The organism is Bradyrhizobium sp. LeoB3, assembly GCF_055456055.1.
Genome location: NZ_JBVBEF010000060.1, coordinates 23,359 through 41,326 on the forward strand (window position 1 = coordinate 23,359; position 17,968 = coordinate 41,326).

Genomic DNA, 17,968 nt, shown 5'->3' on the forward strand with positions numbered 1-17,968 from the left:
GAACTGGCGACCTTTTGCCCCCTCCCGACCGTGAGCGCTTGGAGACTATCTGGATTTATCCTTCAGATGGCTTTGATTTTTGCCCCAGCCGCCTTGTGCTAGGTTCGCTGCGACTCCCGTCACAGCCGGCAGGCCCTATAAATTGCTCTATCATTTCAACGACTTCGCTCTGGATACCGACCGCCGCGAGCTGCGCCGGGGCGATGGGCTCGTCGCCGTCGAGCCGCAGGTGTTCGATCTGTTGGAATTCCTGATCCGTTCACGCGAGCGTGTCGTCAGCCGCGACGACCTGCTAGCCGCCGTCTGGCACGGACGGATCGTCTCGGAGGCAACGCTGAGTAGCCGGCTGAACGCCGCACGCGCGGCGATCGGCGACAATGGCGATGAGCAGCGGCTGATCCGCACGCTCCCCCGCAAGGGCATTCGTTTCGTCGGCGAGGTCCGCGAGCAAGCCGCCGACGAGAGCACGAGCCTGCCGGTTGCCGCCTTCGAAGGCCCGTCGATCGCGGTGCTCCCGTTCACCAATATGAGCGGCGATCCCGAACAGGAGTATTTTGCCGACGGGGTCGCCGAGGACATCATCACGGCGCTGTCGCGCTGCAGCGGACTATCCGTGATCGCAAGAAACTCCTCCTTCACCTACAAGGGCAAGGCGGTCGATATCCGCCAGGTCGGCCGCGAGCTCGGCGTCGGCTACGTGCTGGAAGGCAGCGTTCGCCGCGGTGGCGATCGGTTGCGGATCACGGGCCAGCTCATCGATGCGAATTCGGCCGTCCATCTCTGGGCCGACCGCTTCGACGGCGACGCCAGCGAAGTGTTCGACCTGCAGGACCGCATCACGGAAAGCGTGGTGGCCGCGATCGAGCCGACGCTGCACCTTGCCGAAGCGGAGCGCCGCAGGTCCTCTCCCCCAAGCCAGCTCGACGCCTACGACCTGCTGCTGCGCGCCTACAGTCTGCGTTATGAGTTCACCGCTGACAGCATTGCGGCGGCGATCGATTGCCTCGACCAGGCGCTGGCGATTGATCCCGCCTACGCGCCGGCAATGGCGGCATCCGCCTATTGCCATGCGCTGCGCCATTTCCAGGGCTGGATCGGGCCGGACGAGCAATATCGCAGCAAGGCCGTCACGCTGGCCTGGCGCGCGGTCGAGCTGGCGCCGAACGATGCGCAGGTGTTGTGGATGGCCGCGTTCGCGATCTGGAACATGGCCGACGACATTGAGCCGGCGCGCGAATTGTTCGGCCGCTCGCTCGCGATCAACCCGAATTCCGCGATGGCGCTCACGCTCGGCGGCTGGATCGAGGCGATGCGCGGCAATCAGGGCGCCGGCCGCGCCATGATCGAGCGGGCGCAGCGGCTCAATCCCCGCGACCCGCGCGGCTGGTTCGCCGCCGGAGCGCTCGCGATCTGCGCCGTTTTGGACGAGAATTTCCCCGAAGCGATTACCTGGGCGGAAAAAGCGCTGGCGCAGAACCGCCGCTTTGCGGTGGCGCTGCGCGTCCTCACCGTGGCGCTGGTGAAGACCGGCGAGCGCGACCGCGCAGCGCAGGTCGCTCGGGAATTGCTGAAGGTCGAACCGGAATTTTCGATCGCGGGATTCCTGTCCCGAATCCCCTTCCCGGTCGAGCCCATGGCGCAAACCTATGCCGAGGCGCTGCGGGCGGCCGGCGTGCCGGAATGATGCGTCTTCGCTGACTCCTCAAGCCCTCTTTGGTTTCTTAGAGAGGTTCAGCGCCACGGCGGCGCGAATGAGCGCCTTCAACGCCGCTTCGTTGATCTTGTCGCCCTCATGGATGTCGATCGCACGCCTGGTGTTGCCTTCGAGGCTGGAGTTGAAGAGGCCTGAAGGGTCCTCCAATGACGCGCCCTTGGCGAAGGTCATCTTGACGACGCTCTTATAGGTCTCGCCGGTGCAGATGATCCCACCGTGCTCCCACACCGGGACCCCTCTCCACTTCCACTCCTCGATCACTTCGGGGTCGGCCTGCTTGATGAGATTTCGGACGCGAGCGAGCGTCTCGCCCCGCCAGTCACCTAGCTCCTCGATCCTCGCATCTATCAGCCGAGAAGGAGAGTCTGCTTCCTTCGAGCCGCTTTTCTTCATGGTGGCTGTAGCCTTCTTATCCGCTATCGCTCGTCCTCGCACCCGCCGCTCACATCCATTCGCCGGGCATTTCGCTGGCTTGCTTCACCCAGGCGGCGAACTGCGCTTCGTCGAGTTCGTCGTCTTCATGAATGTCGAGGTAGCGCGTGTCCTTGCTCTTGGACTCGCCGGGCGGAACAGGACGCAATGACCTGCCGCGAAAGAAAGCCACCTTGACCTACTTCGTGAAGCAATGGATGCCGAGGAACCAGCCCTGGCCCTCGACGCCATAAAACGGAGAGTTCCATTTGACCGCCTTACGCACGCCGGGGACGGTGCGCACGATCAACGCATCGAGGCGGCGTCCGACATCGCTTTTCCACCCCGGCATGGCGGCGATGTAGGCCTGCACCGGGGCGTCGCCGTCCGCCTTCGCGATCTGTGGGTTGCCTCCTGTGAGGAGAACAGGCTTTGCGTCCTTGCCGGACTGCAACGTCGGGGCCGCCGCCTTGCGCGGTTTGGCCGCTTTCGCCGCGCCCGGCTTGGCCGCCTTTCTCGCAACTTTCGTTGACTTGCTGGACGTCCTGTTGGCCATTGTGTTCACCCGCAGAGCTCACTCTGTCCGTCCCAAGACCTGCTCCAGATTCGCAAAGAACTGCTGCCACCCGGCGTTGGCGCCGCCGTAGGCCTGCTTCTGATCGGGACGGAAGCCCGACTGCTCCATACGCAGATGAGTGCCAGTGCTCGTTGGCGTGAGGGTAAAGGTCACCACGCTCTTCAGATTGAAGGCGGCATCGTCGTGCGCAAAATTCCAGGTGTAGGAAAGCGCCTTGTTCGGCTCGATCGCGAGGACCTCGCAGTCGAGCACGCCGCCCCACTCGCCGCGAAGATTGAAACGGTGACCCACGACTGCCTTGAAGTCGTTCTTCATCAGCCATTCCTCGATCAGATGCGGTTGCGTGAGCGCGCGCCAGATCTTTTCCGGCGGATGAGGTATCTCGCGTTCGACAATGACGGAGCGCGTTTCGGTCGCAATGTTGGTCATTGGTCCATCCTTTTGAGCAGATCTTCGAGATGGTCGAACCGGCTTTGCCAGAAGCCGGCCATCTGGCTGGTCCAGTCGATCAGCGGGGCTAACGCGCCGAGCTGCGCGCTGTAGTGCGTCTGGCGGCCTTCGTGGCGGTCGCGCACGAGTCCCGCATGCTTCAGAACGACAAGGTGCTTCGAGACGGCCGGTTGCGAGACCCCGGCCAGAGCCGTCAGAGCCCCGACCGTCTGCTCTCCTTCGCGGCACAATCGCTCAAAGATGGCCCGCCGGGTCGGATCGGCGAGCGCCCTGAAGAGCTCATCGTGAGCGTTTGGCATTTGGGATCGATAACCCGTTGGCTATTGATCGATCTATAACCGGCGAGATATGCGTCAGTCAAGCGGGCACGTGGAGCGGCGCCCACCGGCCATAGCAAGCGTGCCACACGCTTTTTGCTATACCCGGCTGGTTATGCATTATGGCGTCGCTACGAGCCCCCGCCCGGCTCGAGCGCCTCGCCGAGTTCGAGGGGGTTTGCCATGGTCTCGTGCAGCTTCGCCTTGTCGAGCTCGCCCTCCGAGAGACTGATGACGACGCAGGCGACGCCGTTGCCGATCAAATTGGTGAGCGCGCGGCACTCGCTCATGAACTTGTCGATGCCGACGAGGATGGCGAGCGACTGGATCGGGATGTCAGGCACGATGGACAAGGTTGCCGCCAGCGTAATGAAGCCCGCCCCGGTGACGCCGGACGCCCCCTTTGAGGTGATCATGGCGATGCCCAGAATGCCGAGTTCCTGCCAGATGGTCAGAGGTGTGTTGGTCGCCTGTGCCAGGAACAGCGTCGCCAGCGTCATGTAGATGTTGGTGCCGTCGAGATTGAAGCTGTAGCCGGTCGGGATGACGAGGCCGACCACCGGGCGCGAGGCACCGAGATGCTCCATCTTCTGGATCATCTGCGGCAACACCGTCTCCGACGACGAGGTGCCGAGCACGATCAACAGCTCGTCCTTGATGTAGCCGATGAAGCGGATGATCGAGAATCCCGAGAGCCGCGCGATCGAGCCGAGCACGATCAGGACGAACAGCGCGCTGGTCAAATAGAAGGTGCCGATCAGCGCCACCAGATTCCAGAGCGAGCCCAGCCCGTAGGCGCCGACGGTGAACGCCATCGCACCGAACGCGCCGAGCGGCGCGACGCGCACGATGATGCGGATCACACCGAAGAACACTTTGGCGGCCTGGTCGATCACATACGCGATCGGCTCGCCGGCCTTGCCCATGAAGGCGATGGCAAAGCCTGATAGAATCGAGATCAACAGCACCTGCAGGAGGTCGCCGCGCGCCAGCGCGCCGAAGAAGCTGTCGGGAATGATCGCCATCAGATGGGCAACGATCCCCTCCTCTTTCGCCTTGGTCACGTAGGTCGCGACCGATTTGGCATCGATTGAGGACGGATCGATGTTGAAGCCGCTCCCGGGCTGCAGGGTCCTGCCGACGATGAGGCCGACCGCCAGCGCCACGGTCGAGACGGTCTCGAAATAGATCAGAGCCTTCAAGCCGACGCGACCGACGCGCTTGAGGTCGCCCATCGAGGAGATGCCGTGCACGACGGTGCAGAAGATCACCGGCGCAATCATCATCTTGATCAGCGCGATGAAGCCGTCACCGAGCGGCTTCATCTCCTTGCCGAGCGAGGGATAGAAATGGCCGAGCAGGATGCCAAGCGCGATCGCGATCAGGACCTGGATGTAGAGGACCTTGTACCAGGGATGGTGATGGGCGGCGGGGCGGATCGCTTCTGCTGTCATGATAGCTCTGCCGGATGGAGGGATCAGGATGGCGCCATCCTGGAATGAGGTAGCGCCGCGAACAATGCACGTTCCTGTTCATGCTGCTTTGCGGAATAATCGACCCTAACCTCGCTAGCCTAGCACGTTGCGCGAGCACAATCTTTCAAGAAAACCCGAAAGGCCGCGACGGCACTGCTGCCAGACCCTCATCCTGAGGAGCGCGCCTTCGTGCCGTCTCGAAGGATGAGGCCCCGCCGGTGGCCTCGGCCTTCGAGACGGCCGCGGAGCGGCCTCCTCAGGCTGAGGGATAGATGTGAGCGCGCGCCTTCTCCGTCGTCATTGAGAGCGCCGCGAAGCAATCCACCCTCCACGCGCGGACGTCGCGACATCGACCTCATAGACATCAGCGATCGCCCCTGTCGTGCTCCCGCTGGGCCAGAAAGCCAACGGTCGAACGCTCGAAAGCATCTCGCATTGATCGAACGCATCGCGGCCACGATGGCCACACCGACGCCCGATTGACCCTCTTCGTCACGCGTGAAATATCGTCGTGACGAGCAAAGGGAGAATCACGGCAGATGGCCGCGGACAGGCGAACCCCACGAGCCCGCACCAGCAAGACTGCCAAGTCCAGGAAGAGCGAGCCAGACTCGCGCGACGTGCCGCGTAGCGTCGACCTCGAACGCGACGAGCGCGATCAGGCGACGTTGACCGACCGCGCCTATCGGCAACTCGAGGAACTGATCGTTACCCTTGCCTTGCCGCCCGAGACCATCCTGTCGGAACAGTCGCTGGCGGCGAAACTGGGCATCGGCCGCACCCCGATCCGGGAGGCGCTGCAGCGGCTGGCCCGCGACGGCCTCGTCGTCATCCTGCCGCGACGGGGCATCCTGGTGTCGCAGATCAACCTCAGGACTCAGATGCGTCTGCTGGAGGTACGCCGCGAGCTCGAGCGGCTGATGGCGCGCGGCGCTGCCGAGCGCGCAACGCCGGAGGAAATCGCTCAGTTTACGACCATTGCCGGGGACATGCGTCGCGCCTCGGATGAGGCCGACGACATGACCTTCATGCGGCTCGATCGCGCCTTCAACGAGCTGGTCAGCCAGGCCGCGAGAAACGAGTTCGCCTCCCGCGCCATGGGCCTGATGCACGGCCTGTCCCGACGCTTCTGGTACCAGCACTACCGGGAAGTCGGCGACCTGCCGCTGTCGGCGCGCCTGCACGCCGACGTCGCCGAGCGGATCGCCGCACGCGATCCGGAAGCCGCAGCGAAAGCGTCCGATCGCCTGCTCGACTACATCGAAAGCTTCACCCGCAAGACCATCGAGACGTGATCACAACATCACGACGCTGCGGATCGCAGCGCCGCGTCGCAGCGCCTCGAAACCCGCGTTGACATCTTCGAGCGAGATGCGCGCGGTGATCAACTGATCCAGCTTGAGGCGGCCGTCGAGTGCGGCCTGCGCCAGCATCGGAAAGTCGCGCAGCGGCCGCGCGCCGCCATAGCTCGAGCGCCGGATGCGCTTTTCCTGCATCAAGGAACCCCATCGAAACGCGACGTCCTGCGCGACATCGATCTTGCCGAGCCAGATGACCTCGCCGCTCGGCCGCACCGCCTCACTCGTCATCCGAAATGCACGCGCACTGCCGGCCGACTCCAGAACGACGTCGACGCCGCGGCCATCGGTCAATTGACGCGAGAGATCGATCACGTCCTCTTTGGCGGCGTTGATCGCGTGCGTTGCCCCAAGCTGCTTGGCCAGATCGAGTTTGTTGTCGTCGAGATCGACGGCAATGACGATGCCGGCGCCGGCCATACGCGCGCCTTGCACGGCCGCAAGGCCGACCGCGCCGCATCCGATCACCATCACGCTGTCGCCGTAGTGGATGGACGCGACATTGAGCGCGGCGCCCACGCCGGTCATGACGCCGCAACCGATCAGGCAGGCTTGATCGAAGGCAAGCTCCTTCGGCACCACGATCGCCTGTTGCGCCGGCACGATGCAGTATTCAGCGAGCGCGCCGAGATACATCAAATGCTTGAGCTCACGCCCGTCGCCCAGCCTAGCGCGACTGCGTCCGTCGAATTGCACCGCGAGCGGCGCCTGTCCCAGGTAGGATTCGCAGAGGATCGGCAGGTCGCGATCGCAATAGAAGCAATGCCCGCAATGCGGATTCCAGGAGAGGACGACGTGGTCGCCGACCGCGACGCCGCGCGCATTCGGCCCGACCTGCTCAACGACGCCGGACGCTTCATGACCGAGCAGCATCGGCATCGGATTGCGCAGGCTGCCTTCGATTACTTCGAGATCTGTATGGCAAAGCCCCACCGCCTTGACGCGGACGAGCACGTCCTCGGCCGCGAGTTCGCCCGCCTCGACCGTCTCGATGACGAGCGGCGATTTCGGCGCGTGCAGCACCGCCGCCTTGTATTTGAGCCCCACTTCCAGATCTCCCGCCCCGCCCTGTTTCAGGATGCGGCCCGAAAAGCACCACTGTTTTTCCGCAGCGCCGCCAGCGCCGCGTCGATATCGGCGGAACTCATTTCCCACTCGTTGCCGAAATTGGCAACCACCGCCTTCATGAACGGCTCGACCAGCGATTTTGCCGTGGCGTCATCGTTCAAGTGCTCGGCCAGGATCGCCAGCGCCAGTTGTCGCGGCTCCTCCCCCTCGTAGCTCCATTCAAAACCGTTCGCGGTGTAGCGGTGCAGATCAAGCCTCTGATCGAGCGGCCGGCCATCCACCGTGACCACGACTCCGTCGATGGTGCGGTCTCCGCAAAATCTTTTCATGCGTGGTTCCTCCCGACATCTCAAGGCGTTACTCGCCATCTTGCAGTATTGATAGATTAGTGATATATCACACGCAAATTCAAATGTCATCCAAGTTCGACATCGGGAGGTCGGCCATGGAACTCGCATCAACCGCCATGTCGGATCGGCAGCGCCGCTACCGTGAAACTTACCGCGAGCGGGTCGCCGGCTGGTACAATGGCTGGCTGCACGTCTTCATCATCTACGTGATCGGCTTCACCGCGCTCTACATCTACCTCGCCAATGTCCGCGACCTGCGCGCATGGGAATTGCTGATCGTCCCCGTGACTTTCCTGGGCGCGAATTTCTTCGAGTGGTGGATCCACCGCTACGTGATGCACCGCCCCTCGCAGATCAAGGCGTTCCGCGCGATCTATAACCGCCACACCTTGATGCATCACCAGTTCTTCACCGATCAGGAGATGCGCTTCGCCGACCATCATGATTGGCGCGTGACCTTCTTCCCGCCTTACGCCCTCGCGACCTTCACCCTGATGTCGATCCCGCTCGCGATTGTCGCCGGCTATCTCATCTCGGCCAATGTCGGATGGCTCCTGATCGCGACGACGACGTCGATGTACCTGATCTATGAGTTCATGCATTTCTGCTGCCATGTCGAGGAGAACTGGTTCGTCCGCAACGTGCCGATGGTGAACACCATCCGCCGTCATCACACCGCCCATCACGACCAATCGATCATGATGGAGCGTAACATGAACCTCACCTTCCCGATCATGGACTGGCTGTTCGGCACGTCCGATCTCGATCGCGGCCTGCTCGGTCATCTCTTCAACGGCTACGAGACGCGCTTCGTCAAGCGCAACATGCGCAAGACCGCGCGTACCCCGCGGATCGATCCGGCCGTAAGCTCCGTGCCGGCGGAGTGACCACCATGGCCGGCATCGAGCCGAATGGCCTCGCGCTGGTGCTGTTCGCGGCAGCCTTCGCAGCCTGCTGCCTCAGCTTCTTCACGCTGGTCGGCATGTTTCCGCCAAGCGCCAGGCCGCAATCGATCGCGGGCGCCGCCGGCGGGGTGCTCGTGCTCGCCAATCTCGCGTTACTCGTGATCCTGCTCGCGGGTGTGATCTTGTTCGCACACGAGATGCTGCGCTGGACCTCCGTCGTGGTGTTCGGCGGCCTGATCTTCCTGTTCATTCCCGCGGTGTTTCAGGTCATTCCGGGTGCGTGGCGCGACAGCCGCAGCGGGCTCGCCGTCCTTGGCCTGGTCCAGATCGCCGCGCTCGCGCTGATGCTCTCCCCGCTGCAGGGGTTTACCGCCTCATAGAGGAGTGTGCCGATGCCCTTCCCGATCAAGACAGCCCTATCGATCATCGTGCTGCTCGTCGCTTGCGCTGCCTATTTCTACCAGGACTCGATCGGGCAGCATGGTCCGCAGATCGCGATCATGGTGCTCGCGCCATTCATGGTGATCGCGATGTGGATCTTCCCGGAAGTTACGCGGAAGTGAAGCGCTTGGTTTCTCAGTAGTTGATCTCCATCCGCAAGCCGCGAACGTCGATCTCATCGCCGCCGAGCCGCGCGTTGCTGTCGCGGGCCGCCGCCGCGCAGGCACAGGCATCGATCAGATCGTCGCGTCCGATCCCGGTGCCGCGACGTTGCGCCAGCCAACTTGAAAGCTTGACGAAGCCCCGCTCGGCCAACAGTTTCAAGCGCTGCTCGCGGCCTCGCTCCGACTTCTTACCTTCGAGGCGGTTCTGCTTGCCGAGATTTCGGAAGATCAGCTCCGGATGTGCCTCGCCGATGGTCGCCTGACGCTCCGGCGTGATGAAATCGTCGACCTCCCTGATCTTGTCCCTGATGTTCCAGAGTTGGCAGGACACGCCCATGCCCGGGCCCTCGTGCTGCCAATAGTAGCGGTTCGCCGCAGCCTGGTCGGAAAACTCCCAAAGATTGCGCCGCGCGCCGAGAAACACGGAAGCGCCGACCAATTCGCGGGCACGCAGATCGCAGGTCCGGTGCCCCCTCATCGTCAGGCCGATCGGCATGTCGATCATGGCGCGCTTATACGCAGCCGCAAGAAGCCGATCCAGGCGCGGCGAATAATCGAAGCCGTGAGTGCCCTGATCGTCGATCCAGGCCACTACCCAGCCACCGCGAAAGCCATCGAGACCGAGATAGCAGGACACGTCCGCTCCTTTTTCTACGGCTATATTCTACGATGCACGTCTTGACCTTCAATATCAGCATATGCAGCTAACGTTGAGAGCATATGCAGACAATCGCCGCGGCGGTCGCGACGAAGTCGCATTGGAAGACAGGAGACGGACCATGCCCCTCGTTCGCATCGATCTTCGCAAGGGCAAGGACGCGGCTTTCCGGCGCGAGATCGGCCGCGTCGTATATGACGCACTCGTCAGCGTGAGCGTGCCGGAGAAAGACCGGTTCCAGGTCATCAACGAGCATGACGCAGATGGCTTCCTGTTCGATCCCGATTATCTCGGCATCCACCGCACCAACGATCTCGTGATCATCCAGATCACCTGGAACGAAGGCCGTACCACCGCGCAGAAGCAGGCGCTCTACAAGGCGATCGCCGACGGCCTGCACACCGCGCTCGGGCTACGCCGTGAAGACATCTTCATCAACCTCGTCGAGGTCAAGAAGGAAAACTGGTCGTTCGGCAACGGCATCGCTCAATACGCGAGCTGACGCGACCGCGTCGTCGTCAGACAGTCTTTCCTGTTCGGCCTTGCACCCGCCCCGTTTCGCTATTCCTCGAACAGCGCGCGCACGTCCTCTTCGGTGAGTGCCGCGCCGATGCGTCCCTCGCGATCGAACAGACTGTCGGCCAAGGCGCGCTTCCGCGCCTTGAGCTCGTCCATCTTCTCCTCGATCGTACCCGATGCCACCAGCCGATAGATGAAAACTGGCTTGTCCTGGCCGATACGATGAGCGCGATCGATCGCCTGTTCCTCGACCGCCGGATTCCACCAGGGATCGAAGATGACCGCCGTATCTGCCGCCGTAAGGTTGAGCCCGACGCCTCCGGCCTTCAGGCTGATGAGGAAGACATCGCTGTTGCCGTCCTGGAACGCTTCGATCGCGCGCTTGCGATTGGTCGTTTGTCCGGTCAGGACGCTGTAGCGGATAGCTTCCGCATCGAACCTGCCCCTGATCAGGTCGATCATCGAGGTGAACTGCGAGAAGACGATGATCTTCCGGCCCTCGCTCAGGAGTTCGACAACCATTTCCATCAGCCGCTCAAGCTTGGCCGATGGACGCTTGGCGCGATCGTCGAGCTTCAGCAGCGCCGGATCGCAGCAGGCCTGGCGCAGCCTGAGCAGCGCTTCGAGAACGATGATGTGGCTCTTGGCCAGGCCGCGCTCCTGGATCGCCTTACGGACCTTGTCCGACATCGACAGGCGAATGGAATCGTAGAGGTCACGCTGACTGCCTTCCAATGCGATGCGCTCGACGATCTCGCTCTTGGCCGGCAATTCCTTAACCACCTCCGCCTTGGTCCGGCGCAAGAGAAATGGTTTCACGCGCTGCGCCAGCGCTGCTGCGCGTCGCGTATCCGTGCGCTTCTCGATCGGGATGCGCCAGCGCCGGCTGAAATCCGCCTTGTCGCCAAGATATCCCGGATTGGCAAAGCTCATGATGGACCAGAGCTCGCCGAGATGATTTTCCACCGGCGTCCCGGTCAGGCAGAAGCGATGCCGCGCTTTGACGCCGCGCAACCAGCGGGTGGTCGCGGCATTGGGATTCTTGATCGTCTGCGCCTCGTCCAGCACGGCCATGTGCCAATCGCGAGACAATAGGACTTCGTGATCCCGCGCAATCAGCGGATAGGTAGTCAGGACAAGATCATGGTCCGCAATGGCGGCGAAGCTCTGCTTGCGATCCGAACCGTGAAGCACGAGCACCCTCAAATCCGGCGCGAACTTCTGCGCTTCGTTGAACCAGTTCGTCATCAGGCTGGTCGGCGCAACGACAAGGGCGGGCTCGCTGAGATGACCGCGCGCCTTCTCCAGCGACAACAGCGCCAGTATCTGGACGGTCTTGCCGAGCCCCATGTCGTCGGCCAGCACACCGCCAAGACCGCTCTCGCGCAGCAAGTCGAGCCAGCCCAACCCCTGCGCCTGGTACGTCCGCAGTTCAGCGCGAAAATTTGCGGGCAACGGCGGATTCGACAATTCGCGATCCCGAAGCAGATTGGCGAGGCGCCGAAGACTGTCGGCGCCGCGGAAAGCAAATTCGTCATTTTCAAGCGCCAGCAGCGGCACGACATCCGCGCGCGAGAGCCTAATCTTTCCGGATGTGTCACCGAAAAGCCCGCTCAAACTGAGGCTATGAAGCGCAAGCACGAGCGGCAGGAAGCGATCTGCCGCGAGCGACAGGTGGCGGCCGTCGGCAAGCGGAAGATAGAAGTGGTCCCCTGCCTCGGCGAGCTGCTTGATCCGATCGGGCGTGAAATTCGGTGTCGCAACCAGGGCGGCCAGGACCGGCGCCAGATCGCGTCGCTCGCCGTCGATTTCGACGCCGAGCGCCAACTCGAACCAGTCGATACCGCTGGATTCCAATTCGGCATCGAAGACGCCCTGCGACTGCACCAGCCGATACGGAAAATCATCATCGACCAGCACATCGAAGCCTTCCGCGCGCAATTCGGAAACGCCGAACTCGAGAAAATCGAGCCAGGCGTGAGGCTCCCCGAATGTCAGATCGTCGACATGACCGGCATCGAGAAACGGGTGGATCAATTTCGCTTCGCGGAAATCGAACTCTGACAGCCGCTTGCGCGTGCCTTTCTCCTTCGACCGCCGCCGTGTGATCGTGTAGACCTCGCCGGCCTGAAATGCTTCGAGCGGATTTTCCCTTTCCCTGGGCTCGATCTCGATCGGGCCGTAGCGGAAACTGAGATGGGCAACCGCGGTCCGTTCGGGCCTGTCGTGGAAAAAGTGGGCACTTGGGCCCTCGCGTCCCCGCTTAAGCCGCAGGATCGGAATCGGATCGTCGTCGATCTTCACCGCCGCTGCCGGCGGTCCCGGCAACAGGCCACGATGAAGCTGCGGCAATCTCTCGCCGAGGCGGCGCGCCACTTCCGCAACTTGCGCGCGCGGGATGACGGGCGCCGACAAGAGCTGATAGGAAAGTCGAGGCGGCAGGGCCAGTTGGACCGGGCCGATCACGCCTGCGGCCTCATCTATATAAACCGGCGGCTCGGCGTTGAGGGCCGTCGCTCCCGGCACGGTCAGTTGCGGGGAAACTCCTTGCTTGCTGGCCTGCTGCCAATCGATGCGCCCCTCGCGCGCCTCGCCCCACTGTAGCGGCCGCCCCTTGTGATCGCGCCAGAACGCACGTCGGGTCGCGATGATTTGCTGCAGGAGCGCGAGGGATTGCAACCGAGGTGGGTGATAGTACGCCCATCCCTCTCTCGTGAGCCGCATCAGAATGTCGATGTCGGTATCGCGAAAATACTTCGGTGCACGTTCGGCCGAGAAACCGGAAATGTTCGGACGCGTGGGACTGCTCCCGAACGTCCCGTCCTTGCGCATCTGGACCGAGAGCAGCGACACTCCCAGCAACGGCATTTGCGTGCCTGCTTGAGCAGGCTGCAGGCAGTAGAGCAACCGATGCGTCACATCGACGGGATAATCGTCGCCGCGCATGGCGGCGCCGATACTGTCGAGCCATGCGGTGACATCGTAAGGCAGAATCGACACGGAGCGGACGGGCGTCTTGCCGATGTCCGTTTTCCGCTCGGACGGCAATACACCGCTCAGCGCCTGGAGCATCGTCGCCACGACATGCTTGCAATTGGCTCCGATCGGACAACTGCACGTGCCGTCGAGGTCGATTAGACGCCCATGGTCGAATTCGAGCTCGATGTCGACACGATAAGGGCTGGGCTCACCTCCACGTACCTTGCTGCGAATGCGCGTGAGGTCGTCGCTGATTTCCAATCCCGTGACGCGCCCTTGGGCCTGATAGGCGTAGCCCTTCTCAAATGCAGAACGGCTGAAGAAGCTGTAGATGTCCTTGGTCTTCACGACATCCGGGAGCACCTGACCGAAATCCTCGACTACAGACATTTGCTATGATCCGGCAATAACTGGCGGGATCCGTGACTTTTCGCAATCACGCCCGCCCGAACAGCTTGGTCATAGTAATGCGCCGAAGTCGTGGTGCAAATTTGCCTGGCGCGGCCGAGCCCCACCGCGCCGGTTCATTGCGAAGGTCCGGTTCTTTTCAACAGAAATTTTGGTGAGCCGAGACTTGCTTGGAAAGGAGTACCATCGCGGTCGGTTCCAGCCTCTCGCCCCCTGTCGTGGGTAGCCGTGCCTTTCTCACGCCGTTCTCTGAACTGCGCTCAAGGTCGCAGCGGCGGAGGCATCCGATTCCATCGCCGAGATCTTGCCGGTGTTGAAGTCGACGACGAATGTCACGACACTGGATTTCACGGCCGCCGTGGCCTGCACCGCGCTTCCGCTCGCATTCTGCGCCGCGGTTGCCGACACGGCGGCGCTGTTCATGGCGAAGGTGAATATCTGGCGGTTGCCGACCTTCGCGCTCGATACCATCGTGTATTGTTTTCCCGCGCCGCCGCTGCCAACTCCGGCGGAGCCGCCGAACAGCGTCGACGATGCGCTGGAGCCATCGGGGCCGTAAATCTGGACGTCGCTGTTGTTGGTCAGCGCGTTGCCCGTGGCGGTGACGTGGAAGCCATTGAAGGAGAGCGTCTCCGAGAAGCTGCGCTTCGGGAGAATCGTCCCGGACGGCGGCGTGTCGCCATTCGCGTCGGTCGAGGCCGCATTGGGGTTGCCGGCAGTCACCTTCACTTCGGTGGTGCTGGTCAGCGAAATCCCTGCGAGTTCTTCGAAGCTGACTGGCTTGCCGCCTGAAGAGGACGGTTGTGCCTTGTCGAACGAAGAATGCAGCGGCTGCGGCTTGCCCGCCGCTCTCAGCGATTGGACCAGGGCCGACAGCGTGTCGGCCGCGACCTGATCTATTTTTGACTGGGCCAAAACCTGCTTCGCGCGATCGGAGAGATCGACAATGTCGGCCGGATCGCCCGAGGACTTCGTGTCAGATGAGGCTGCGCTGTCCGGCTGAAGATCGTCTGTCACGGACGAGGCGGCATCAACGAGCAAGGATGCAACGGAGCCATAGGCCGATGAACTGGTCGCGCTGATCACACTCATCTCTTGCTACCCCTCCTGGGCGCGATGCCGTGTCATGGCGAAAGCAAGTCGACTGCCAAACGGCCATTGCGATCACGCGACAGCTTTACCCGCGCCGATGAAGGAACGGTTAACGAAACATGACTGGAGCGATAAACGCACCGACGTCGTCGCGCAGGCGCGAAGGACATGGCTACAGTCACACCACTTCGAGCGGCACGAATGGTCCATCCGGCAACCGCACGACAATGGCATCGTCCGGCCGCACCTCGCCGCCCTCTACGACAATACCCATCACGCCGCCCTTACGCACCAGTTTGCCATCGACGCGCGCGATGATCTCGCGCAGCATCCCCGGCTGAAACGTATCGATCTGCACGCAACAACTGCGCAAGCCGGTGATCTCGACGACCGCATCGCGCCCGATGTGCAGCCGCGTGCCCACGGGCAGCGCCATCAGGTCGATCCCGCACGTAGAGATGTTCTCGCCGAGGTCGCCGGGCTGCACGCCGAAGCCCTTGCTGGTCAGATCCTCGATGAGCTCGGCCTGGATGAGATGAACCTGCCGCAAGTTCGGTCACCTCGGATCACGCGCCGCATCGAAGCGATGCTTGACCAGCGGCCCACAATGCGCGTCGCCTTCGATGCCGAGCCCCTTGCGCAGCACGACGACGTCTTGCCGATGTTTGGTGAAGCTGTGCGTGCCGCTGAGGAAAACACCGAGCACGAAAGGCGTCTGAATTTCGGTCAAACCAGGCATGGCACAAACTCCCGTTGTGCTGACATGCGTTGGTTGACGTTAACGCCTACGCGGCAAGCTCGACGAGCAGACCGTCTGCTTGTTGTTTTTCACAGCGAAAACAGATTGGCAAGCCTAACTATGAGGCATGAGGTGCCTAAGCCGGTTTGCCGTCGTCGAGACTGACGATGACAGCGGCGTTGGCGATGATGATGGCATCGCTGCCCTGCTCGGCCGGAATCTCAAGCCCGCCCTTGACCGCGGTGACGGTCACCGTGCCGTAAGGCAATTCCTTCGCGACCACAGCGGTGTCGACCGCATCGGGGTTCGGCACGGCGATGGTAACATCGACGAACATGTCGTTGGCAGTCTTGCCGAGCATGCGGAAGAAGCCGAGGCTCGAGTGACGGATCGCGTCCGAGACCGCGCGCCGCGCCGCCTTGGTCGCATCCTTGCCGTGAACATCGACGCCCATGCCCATCTCGGTGATACAGCGAACGCGTGCCATTGGATTTCCTGTCAGTTCGAGTGCAGGGAACCAATCATATTCCCGGTTCGTAAGCAACCAGTGCTCTTGAAGCATGACATCCCGCCACGGCTCTCGACAGCGATCGGCGAGGCTCTTTGTCAGTGATCAACTCCTGAGCCGAACAGGAACCTCTGTCGCAAGCACTGGTTCTGACCGCAAAGGCCGATACCTGTCGGCCCATGGTGCACGGTCGACCAGACGGAGACGTCCATGACAAAGTACATGGAGACGCCGTACCTCAACATCGCTTACGAAGAAGCTGGAGATCAACGAGGGCCACCTATCGTGCTCGTTCATGGTTGGCCCGACGACGTGCGGTGCTGGGACAAAATCGTGCCTGAGCTTGCCGGCTTAGGCTGCCGGGTTCTCGCTCCCTATCTGCGCGGCTGCACCCCTACGACTTTTCGTTCCAAGGAGACGTTGAGAAGCGGAGCGATTGCGGCTTTAGGGCAAGACCTCGCAGACTTTATCGAAGGCCTGGACCTTAGGGACGCTCTCGTCGTCGGCTACGACTGGGGCGCCCGGGCCGGTTACGTCGTCGGCGCACTGTTTGGCAACCGCGTACGAGCTTTGCTTGCCATGTCGGCCGGCTATGCCACGGCGACGCCGATCCGCGATATGCCTTACGATCTGGCCAAGGCCTATTGGTACGAGTGGCTTGTCGCGACCAAGCAAGGCCGCGAAGCGATGGACAAAGACAGGCGCCGGCTCTGTCGCTATCTCTGGCAGACATGGTCGCCAGGCTGGAGGTTCACCGACGCCGAGTTCTCAAGCAGCGCGGTATCCTGGGACAACGACGACTGGGCGCCGATCAGCATACATGCTTATTTGCAGCGCTGGGGAGAGGTTCCAGGCGCGCCAGAGCACGCGCGGCTTGAAGAGCGGCTGAGCGAGACTCCACTCATCCGAGTTCCTACCGTGATGCTGCACGGCGCGAACGATTCAGATAATCTTGCGGAGACCTCGGAGGGCAAGGAGCGGTTCTTTGCGAATGGCTACGAGAGACGCGTCCTTCCCGATGTAGGACATTTCATCCCGCGCGAAGCGCCAGCCGAGGTTCTCACCGCCATTCGAGAGCTGTTGTCGGCCCGTGGGCTTTCCAAAGCCATCGGTTAGATCATCGCGGCCCGCCTGCGTGGTCAGCGAGGGCCGCCGCTACCAGACCGACGGGATGAACCGATAGCGCACGTGCGAAGCATACTCCTCGTAACCTTTCAGCTCCGCCCTCAGCGCGCTTTCCTCATGCAGGGTCCGCCAGGCGATGCCGAGGATAAACACCACCGACATCGCAAGACCGATCCAGGAACCGAGCAACAGCGGCAGGCCGACGATAAGGAGCAAAGCACTCGCATACATCGGGTGGCGGACGATGGCGTACGGTCCGGTATCGATCACCCGCTGATCGTCCTGGATCTTCACCACGGGCGCGGCAAAGGTATTTTCCCGAAAGGTCCACCACACGCCGAGCAGATAGAGCACAGTGAGGACACCGCCAACCAGCTGCAGCCAGACCGGCACCGCGGTAAAACCGGTGCGCGCGGCATCCCATGACATGAAGATCATCCAGGCGCAGAACAGCACGATGAAGAGCGTCAGCCAGATCCGGTCCCACGGCTTTTGGTCGCGCTGCACCGGTGAGCTCATGCGCTCGCGCAACAGCCGCGGATTGCGCTTGGCGAGCCACAGGGTAATCGCAAGGCCGCCGATCGCGAATATGGCGAGGAACGCCCAGCCTCCGGGATAAGCCAGGGTCCCGGCCGGCCACAGGATCATAGCGCCCATGATCGCGGTCCAGACCACGATCTGAAGAGTGACTTTCACCATGACATGCTCCG

20 protein-coding genes and 1 pseudogene are annotated in these 17,968 nt (G+C 62.4%); 7 read left to right on the forward strand and 14 right to left on the reverse strand.

Features of this window, described 5'->3' with window-relative positions; genetic code table 11:
- Positions 1 to 142: 142 nt before the first annotated feature.
- Positions 143 to 1,684, forward strand: coding sequence for a winged helix-turn-helix domain-containing protein (locus tag ACZXDY_RS30100; RefSeq protein WP_464348006.1), 1,542 nt, complete (start codon positions 143 to 145; stop codon positions 1,682 to 1,684).
- Positions 1,685 to 1,702: 18 nt separating this feature from the next.
- Here the strand turns inward: ACZXDY_RS30100 and ACZXDY_RS30105 are convergent, their stop codons facing one another.
- The 5 genes and pseudogenes from ACZXDY_RS30105 to ACZXDY_RS30125 all read right to left on the reverse strand — a co-directional run bounded on the left by ACZXDY_RS30105 (position 1,703) and on the right by ACZXDY_RS30125 (position 4,923).
- On the reverse strand, positions 1,703 to 2,107 hold the full coding sequence (locus ACZXDY_RS30105) for a DUF1801 domain-containing protein (protein ID WP_456641722.1): 405 nt from the start codon (positions 2,105 to 2,107) through the stop codon (positions 1,703 to 1,705).
- 49 nt (positions 2,108 to 2,156) lie between these two features.
- Positions 2,157 to 2,681 (reverse strand): annotated as a pseudogene (locus ACZXDY_RS30110) (DUF1801 domain-containing protein).
- 18 nt (positions 2,682 to 2,699) lie between these two features.
- Positions 2,700 to 3,131: an SRPBCC family protein gene (locus ACZXDY_RS30115; RefSeq protein WP_464348007.1), complete on the reverse strand. Its 432-nt coding sequence runs from the start codon at positions 3,129 to 3,131 to the stop codon at positions 2,700 to 2,702.
- The gene (locus ACZXDY_RS30120) at positions 3,128 to 3,451 is read right to left on the reverse strand and encodes an ArsR/SmtB family transcription factor (protein WP_028166015.1); all 324 of its coding nucleotides are present in this window, start codon (positions 3,449 to 3,451) and stop codon (positions 3,128 to 3,130) included. Before ACZXDY_RS30120 ends, ACZXDY_RS30115 begins: the two co-directional genes overlap by 4 nt.
- A 149-nt stretch (positions 3,452 to 3,600) precedes the next feature.
- Entirely contained in the window at positions 3,601 to 4,923 is a 1,323-nt protein-coding gene (locus ACZXDY_RS30125) for a dicarboxylate/amino acid:cation symporter (RefSeq protein ID WP_464348008.1), read from the reverse strand.
- A 560-nt stretch (positions 4,924 to 5,483) separates the two neighbouring features.
- On the opposite strand from ACZXDY_RS30125, the gene ACZXDY_RS30130 reads away from it, so the two are divergent.
- Positions 5,484 to 6,239: a GntR family transcriptional regulator gene (locus ACZXDY_RS30130; protein ID WP_464348009.1), complete on the forward strand. Its 756-nt coding sequence runs from the start codon at positions 5,484 to 5,486 to the stop codon at positions 6,237 to 6,239.
- On the opposite strand, the gene ACZXDY_RS30135 is transcribed toward ACZXDY_RS30130, so the two are convergent.
- Both ACZXDY_RS30135 and ACZXDY_RS30140 read right to left on the reverse strand, forming a co-directional pair.
- On the reverse strand, positions 6,240 to 7,349 hold the full coding sequence (locus tag ACZXDY_RS30135; RefSeq protein WP_464348010.1) for a Zn-dependent alcohol dehydrogenase: 1,110 nt from the start codon (positions 7,347 to 7,349) through the stop codon (positions 6,240 to 6,242). It abuts the gene before it with no gap.
- Between the two features lie 26 nt (positions 7,350 to 7,375).
- Complete coding sequence (locus tag ACZXDY_RS30140) at positions 7,376 to 7,699, reverse strand: DUF6166 domain-containing protein (RefSeq protein WP_028166011.1); 324 nt, start codon at positions 7,697 to 7,699, stop codon at positions 7,376 to 7,378.
- 116 nt (positions 7,700 to 7,815) lie between these two features.
- Here ACZXDY_RS30140 and ACZXDY_RS30145 point away from each other — a divergent pair, with 116 nt between their 5' ends.
- From ACZXDY_RS30145 to ACZXDY_RS30155, 3 genes are read left to right on the forward strand one after another with little or no spacing between them, the layout of a single operon-like run.
- Positions 7,816 to 8,607: a sterol desaturase family protein gene (locus ACZXDY_RS30145; RefSeq protein WP_028166010.1), complete on the forward strand. Its 792-nt coding sequence runs from the start codon at positions 7,816 to 7,818 to the stop codon at positions 8,605 to 8,607.
- Between the two features lie 5 nt (positions 8,608 to 8,612).
- The gene (locus ACZXDY_RS30150; protein ID WP_028166009.1) at positions 8,613 to 9,005 is read left to right on the forward strand and encodes a hypothetical protein; all 393 of its coding nucleotides are present in this window, start codon (positions 8,613 to 8,615) and stop codon (positions 9,003 to 9,005) included.
- A 12-nt stretch (positions 9,006 to 9,017) separates the two neighbouring features.
- A complete protein-coding gene (locus ACZXDY_RS30155) occupies positions 9,018 to 9,188 on the forward strand; it encodes a hypothetical protein (protein WP_464348011.1) in 171 nt (56 codons plus the stop codon).
- A gap of 13 nt (positions 9,189 to 9,201) precedes the next feature.
- On the opposite strand, the gene ACZXDY_RS30160 is transcribed toward ACZXDY_RS30155, so the two are convergent.
- On the reverse strand, positions 9,202 to 9,867 hold the full coding sequence (locus tag ACZXDY_RS30160) for a DUF429 domain-containing protein (RefSeq protein WP_464348012.1): 666 nt from the start codon (positions 9,865 to 9,867) through the stop codon (positions 9,202 to 9,204).
- Between the two features lie 142 nt (positions 9,868 to 10,009).
- Between ACZXDY_RS30160 and ACZXDY_RS30165 the strand changes: the two genes are divergently transcribed.
- Positions 10,010 to 10,390, forward strand: coding sequence for a tautomerase family protein (locus tag ACZXDY_RS30165; protein WP_464348013.1), 381 nt, complete (start codon positions 10,010 to 10,012; stop codon positions 10,388 to 10,390).
- 59 nt (positions 10,391 to 10,449) lie between these two features.
- On the opposite strand, the gene ACZXDY_RS30170 is transcribed toward ACZXDY_RS30165, so the two are convergent.
- The 5 genes from ACZXDY_RS30170 to ACZXDY_RS30190 all read right to left on the reverse strand — a co-directional run bounded on the left by ACZXDY_RS30170 (position 10,450) and on the right by ACZXDY_RS30190 (position 16,112).
- A complete protein-coding gene (locus ACZXDY_RS30170; protein ID WP_464348014.1) occupies positions 10,450 to 13,776 on the reverse strand; it encodes a DEAD/DEAH box helicase in 3,327 nt (1,108 codons plus the stop codon).
- A 255-nt stretch (positions 13,777 to 14,031) separates the two neighbouring features.
- Positions 14,032 to 14,886 carry a hypothetical protein gene (locus ACZXDY_RS30175; RefSeq protein ID WP_464348015.1) on the reverse strand — a complete coding sequence of 285 codons (855 nt, stop codon included), beginning with the start codon at positions 14,884 to 14,886 and terminating at the stop codon, positions 14,032 to 14,034.
- A 178-nt stretch (positions 14,887 to 15,064) separates the two neighbouring features.
- A complete protein-coding gene (locus ACZXDY_RS30180; RefSeq protein ID WP_464348016.1) occupies positions 15,065 to 15,436 on the reverse strand; it encodes an MOSC domain-containing protein in 372 nt (123 codons plus the stop codon).
- Between the two features lie 6 nt (positions 15,437 to 15,442).
- The gene (locus ACZXDY_RS30185; RefSeq protein WP_464348017.1) at positions 15,443 to 15,625 is read right to left on the reverse strand and encodes a hypothetical protein; all 183 of its coding nucleotides are present in this window, start codon (positions 15,623 to 15,625) and stop codon (positions 15,443 to 15,445) included.
- Positions 15,626 to 15,761: 136 nt separating this feature from the next.
- The gene (locus ACZXDY_RS30190) at positions 15,762 to 16,112 is read right to left on the reverse strand and encodes a Lin0512 family protein (protein WP_130226787.1); all 351 of its coding nucleotides are present in this window, start codon (positions 16,110 to 16,112) and stop codon (positions 15,762 to 15,764) included.
- Positions 16,113 to 16,343: 231 nt separating this feature from the next.
- Between ACZXDY_RS30190 and ACZXDY_RS30195 the strand changes: the two genes are divergently transcribed.
- Positions 16,344 to 17,249, forward strand: a complete 906-nt coding sequence (locus ACZXDY_RS30195) for an alpha/beta fold hydrolase (protein ID WP_464348018.1) — start codon at positions 16,344 to 16,346, stop codon at positions 17,247 to 17,249.
- 39 nt (positions 17,250 to 17,288) lie between these two features.
- On the opposite strand, the gene ACZXDY_RS30200 is transcribed toward ACZXDY_RS30195, so the two are convergent.
- Positions 17,289 to 17,957, reverse strand: coding sequence for a methyltransferase (locus ACZXDY_RS30200; RefSeq protein WP_464348019.1), 669 nt, complete (start codon positions 17,955 to 17,957; stop codon positions 17,289 to 17,291).
- Positions 17,958 to 17,968: the final 11 nt, after the last annotated feature.

Excerpts from the sequence above, each read along its gene's own strand:
- ACZXDY_RS30175 (WP_464348015.1), bottom strand. The coding sequence starts at position 14,886 with ATGAGTGTGATCAGCGCGACCAGTTCATCGGCCTATGGCTCCGTTGCA.
- ACZXDY_RS30120 (WP_028166015.1), bottom strand. The coding sequence starts at position 3,451 with ATGCCAAACGCTCACGATGAGCTCTTCAGGGCGCTCGCCGATCCGACC.
- ACZXDY_RS30150 (WP_028166009.1), top strand. The coding sequence starts at position 8,613 with ATGGCCGGCATCGAGCCGAATGGCCTCGCGCTGGTGCTGTTCGCGGCA.
- ACZXDY_RS30185 (WP_464348017.1), bottom strand. The coding sequence starts at position 15,625 with ATGCCTGGTTTGACCGAAATTCAGACGCCTTTCGTGCTCGGTGTTTTC.
- ACZXDY_RS30190 (WP_130226787.1), bottom strand. The coding sequence starts at position 16,112 with ATGGCACGCGTTCGCTGTATCACCGAGATGGGCATGGGCGTCGATGTT.
- ACZXDY_RS30200 (WP_464348019.1), bottom strand. The coding sequence starts at position 17,957 with ATGGTGAAAGTCACTCTTCAGATCGTGGTCTGGACCGCGATCATGGGC.
- ACZXDY_RS30145 (WP_028166010.1), top strand. The coding sequence starts at position 7,816 with ATGGAACTCGCATCAACCGCCATGTCGGATCGGCAGCGCCGCTACCGT.
- ACZXDY_RS30130 (WP_464348009.1), top strand. The coding sequence starts at position 5,484 with ATGGCCGCGGACAGGCGAACCCCACGAGCCCGCACCAGCAAGACTGCC.
- ACZXDY_RS30155 (WP_464348011.1), top strand. The coding sequence starts at position 9,018 with ATGCCCTTCCCGATCAAGACAGCCCTATCGATCATCGTGCTGCTCGTC.
- ACZXDY_RS30195 (WP_464348018.1), top strand. The coding sequence starts at position 16,344 with ATGACAAAGTACATGGAGACGCCGTACCTCAACATCGCTTACGAAGAA.
- ACZXDY_RS30165 (WP_464348013.1), top strand. The coding sequence starts at position 10,010 with ATGCCCCTCGTTCGCATCGATCTTCGCAAGGGCAAGGACGCGGCTTTC.
- ACZXDY_RS30140 (WP_028166011.1), bottom strand. The coding sequence starts at position 7,699 with ATGAAAAGATTTTGCGGAGACCGCACCATCGACGGAGTCGTGGTCACG.
- ACZXDY_RS30105 (WP_456641722.1), bottom strand. The coding sequence starts at position 2,107 with ATGAAGAAAAGCGGCTCGAAGGAAGCAGACTCTCCTTCTCGGCTGATA.
- ACZXDY_RS30170 (WP_464348014.1), bottom strand. The coding sequence starts at position 13,776 with ATGTCTGTAGTCGAGGATTTCGGTCAGGTGCTCCCGGATGTCGTGAAG.
- ACZXDY_RS30125 (WP_464348008.1), bottom strand. The coding sequence starts at position 4,923 with ATGACAGCAGAAGCGATCCGCCCCGCCGCCCATCACCATCCCTGGTAC.
- ACZXDY_RS30115 (WP_464348007.1), bottom strand. The coding sequence starts at position 3,131 with ATGACCAACATTGCGACCGAAACGCGCTCCGTCATTGTCGAACGCGAG.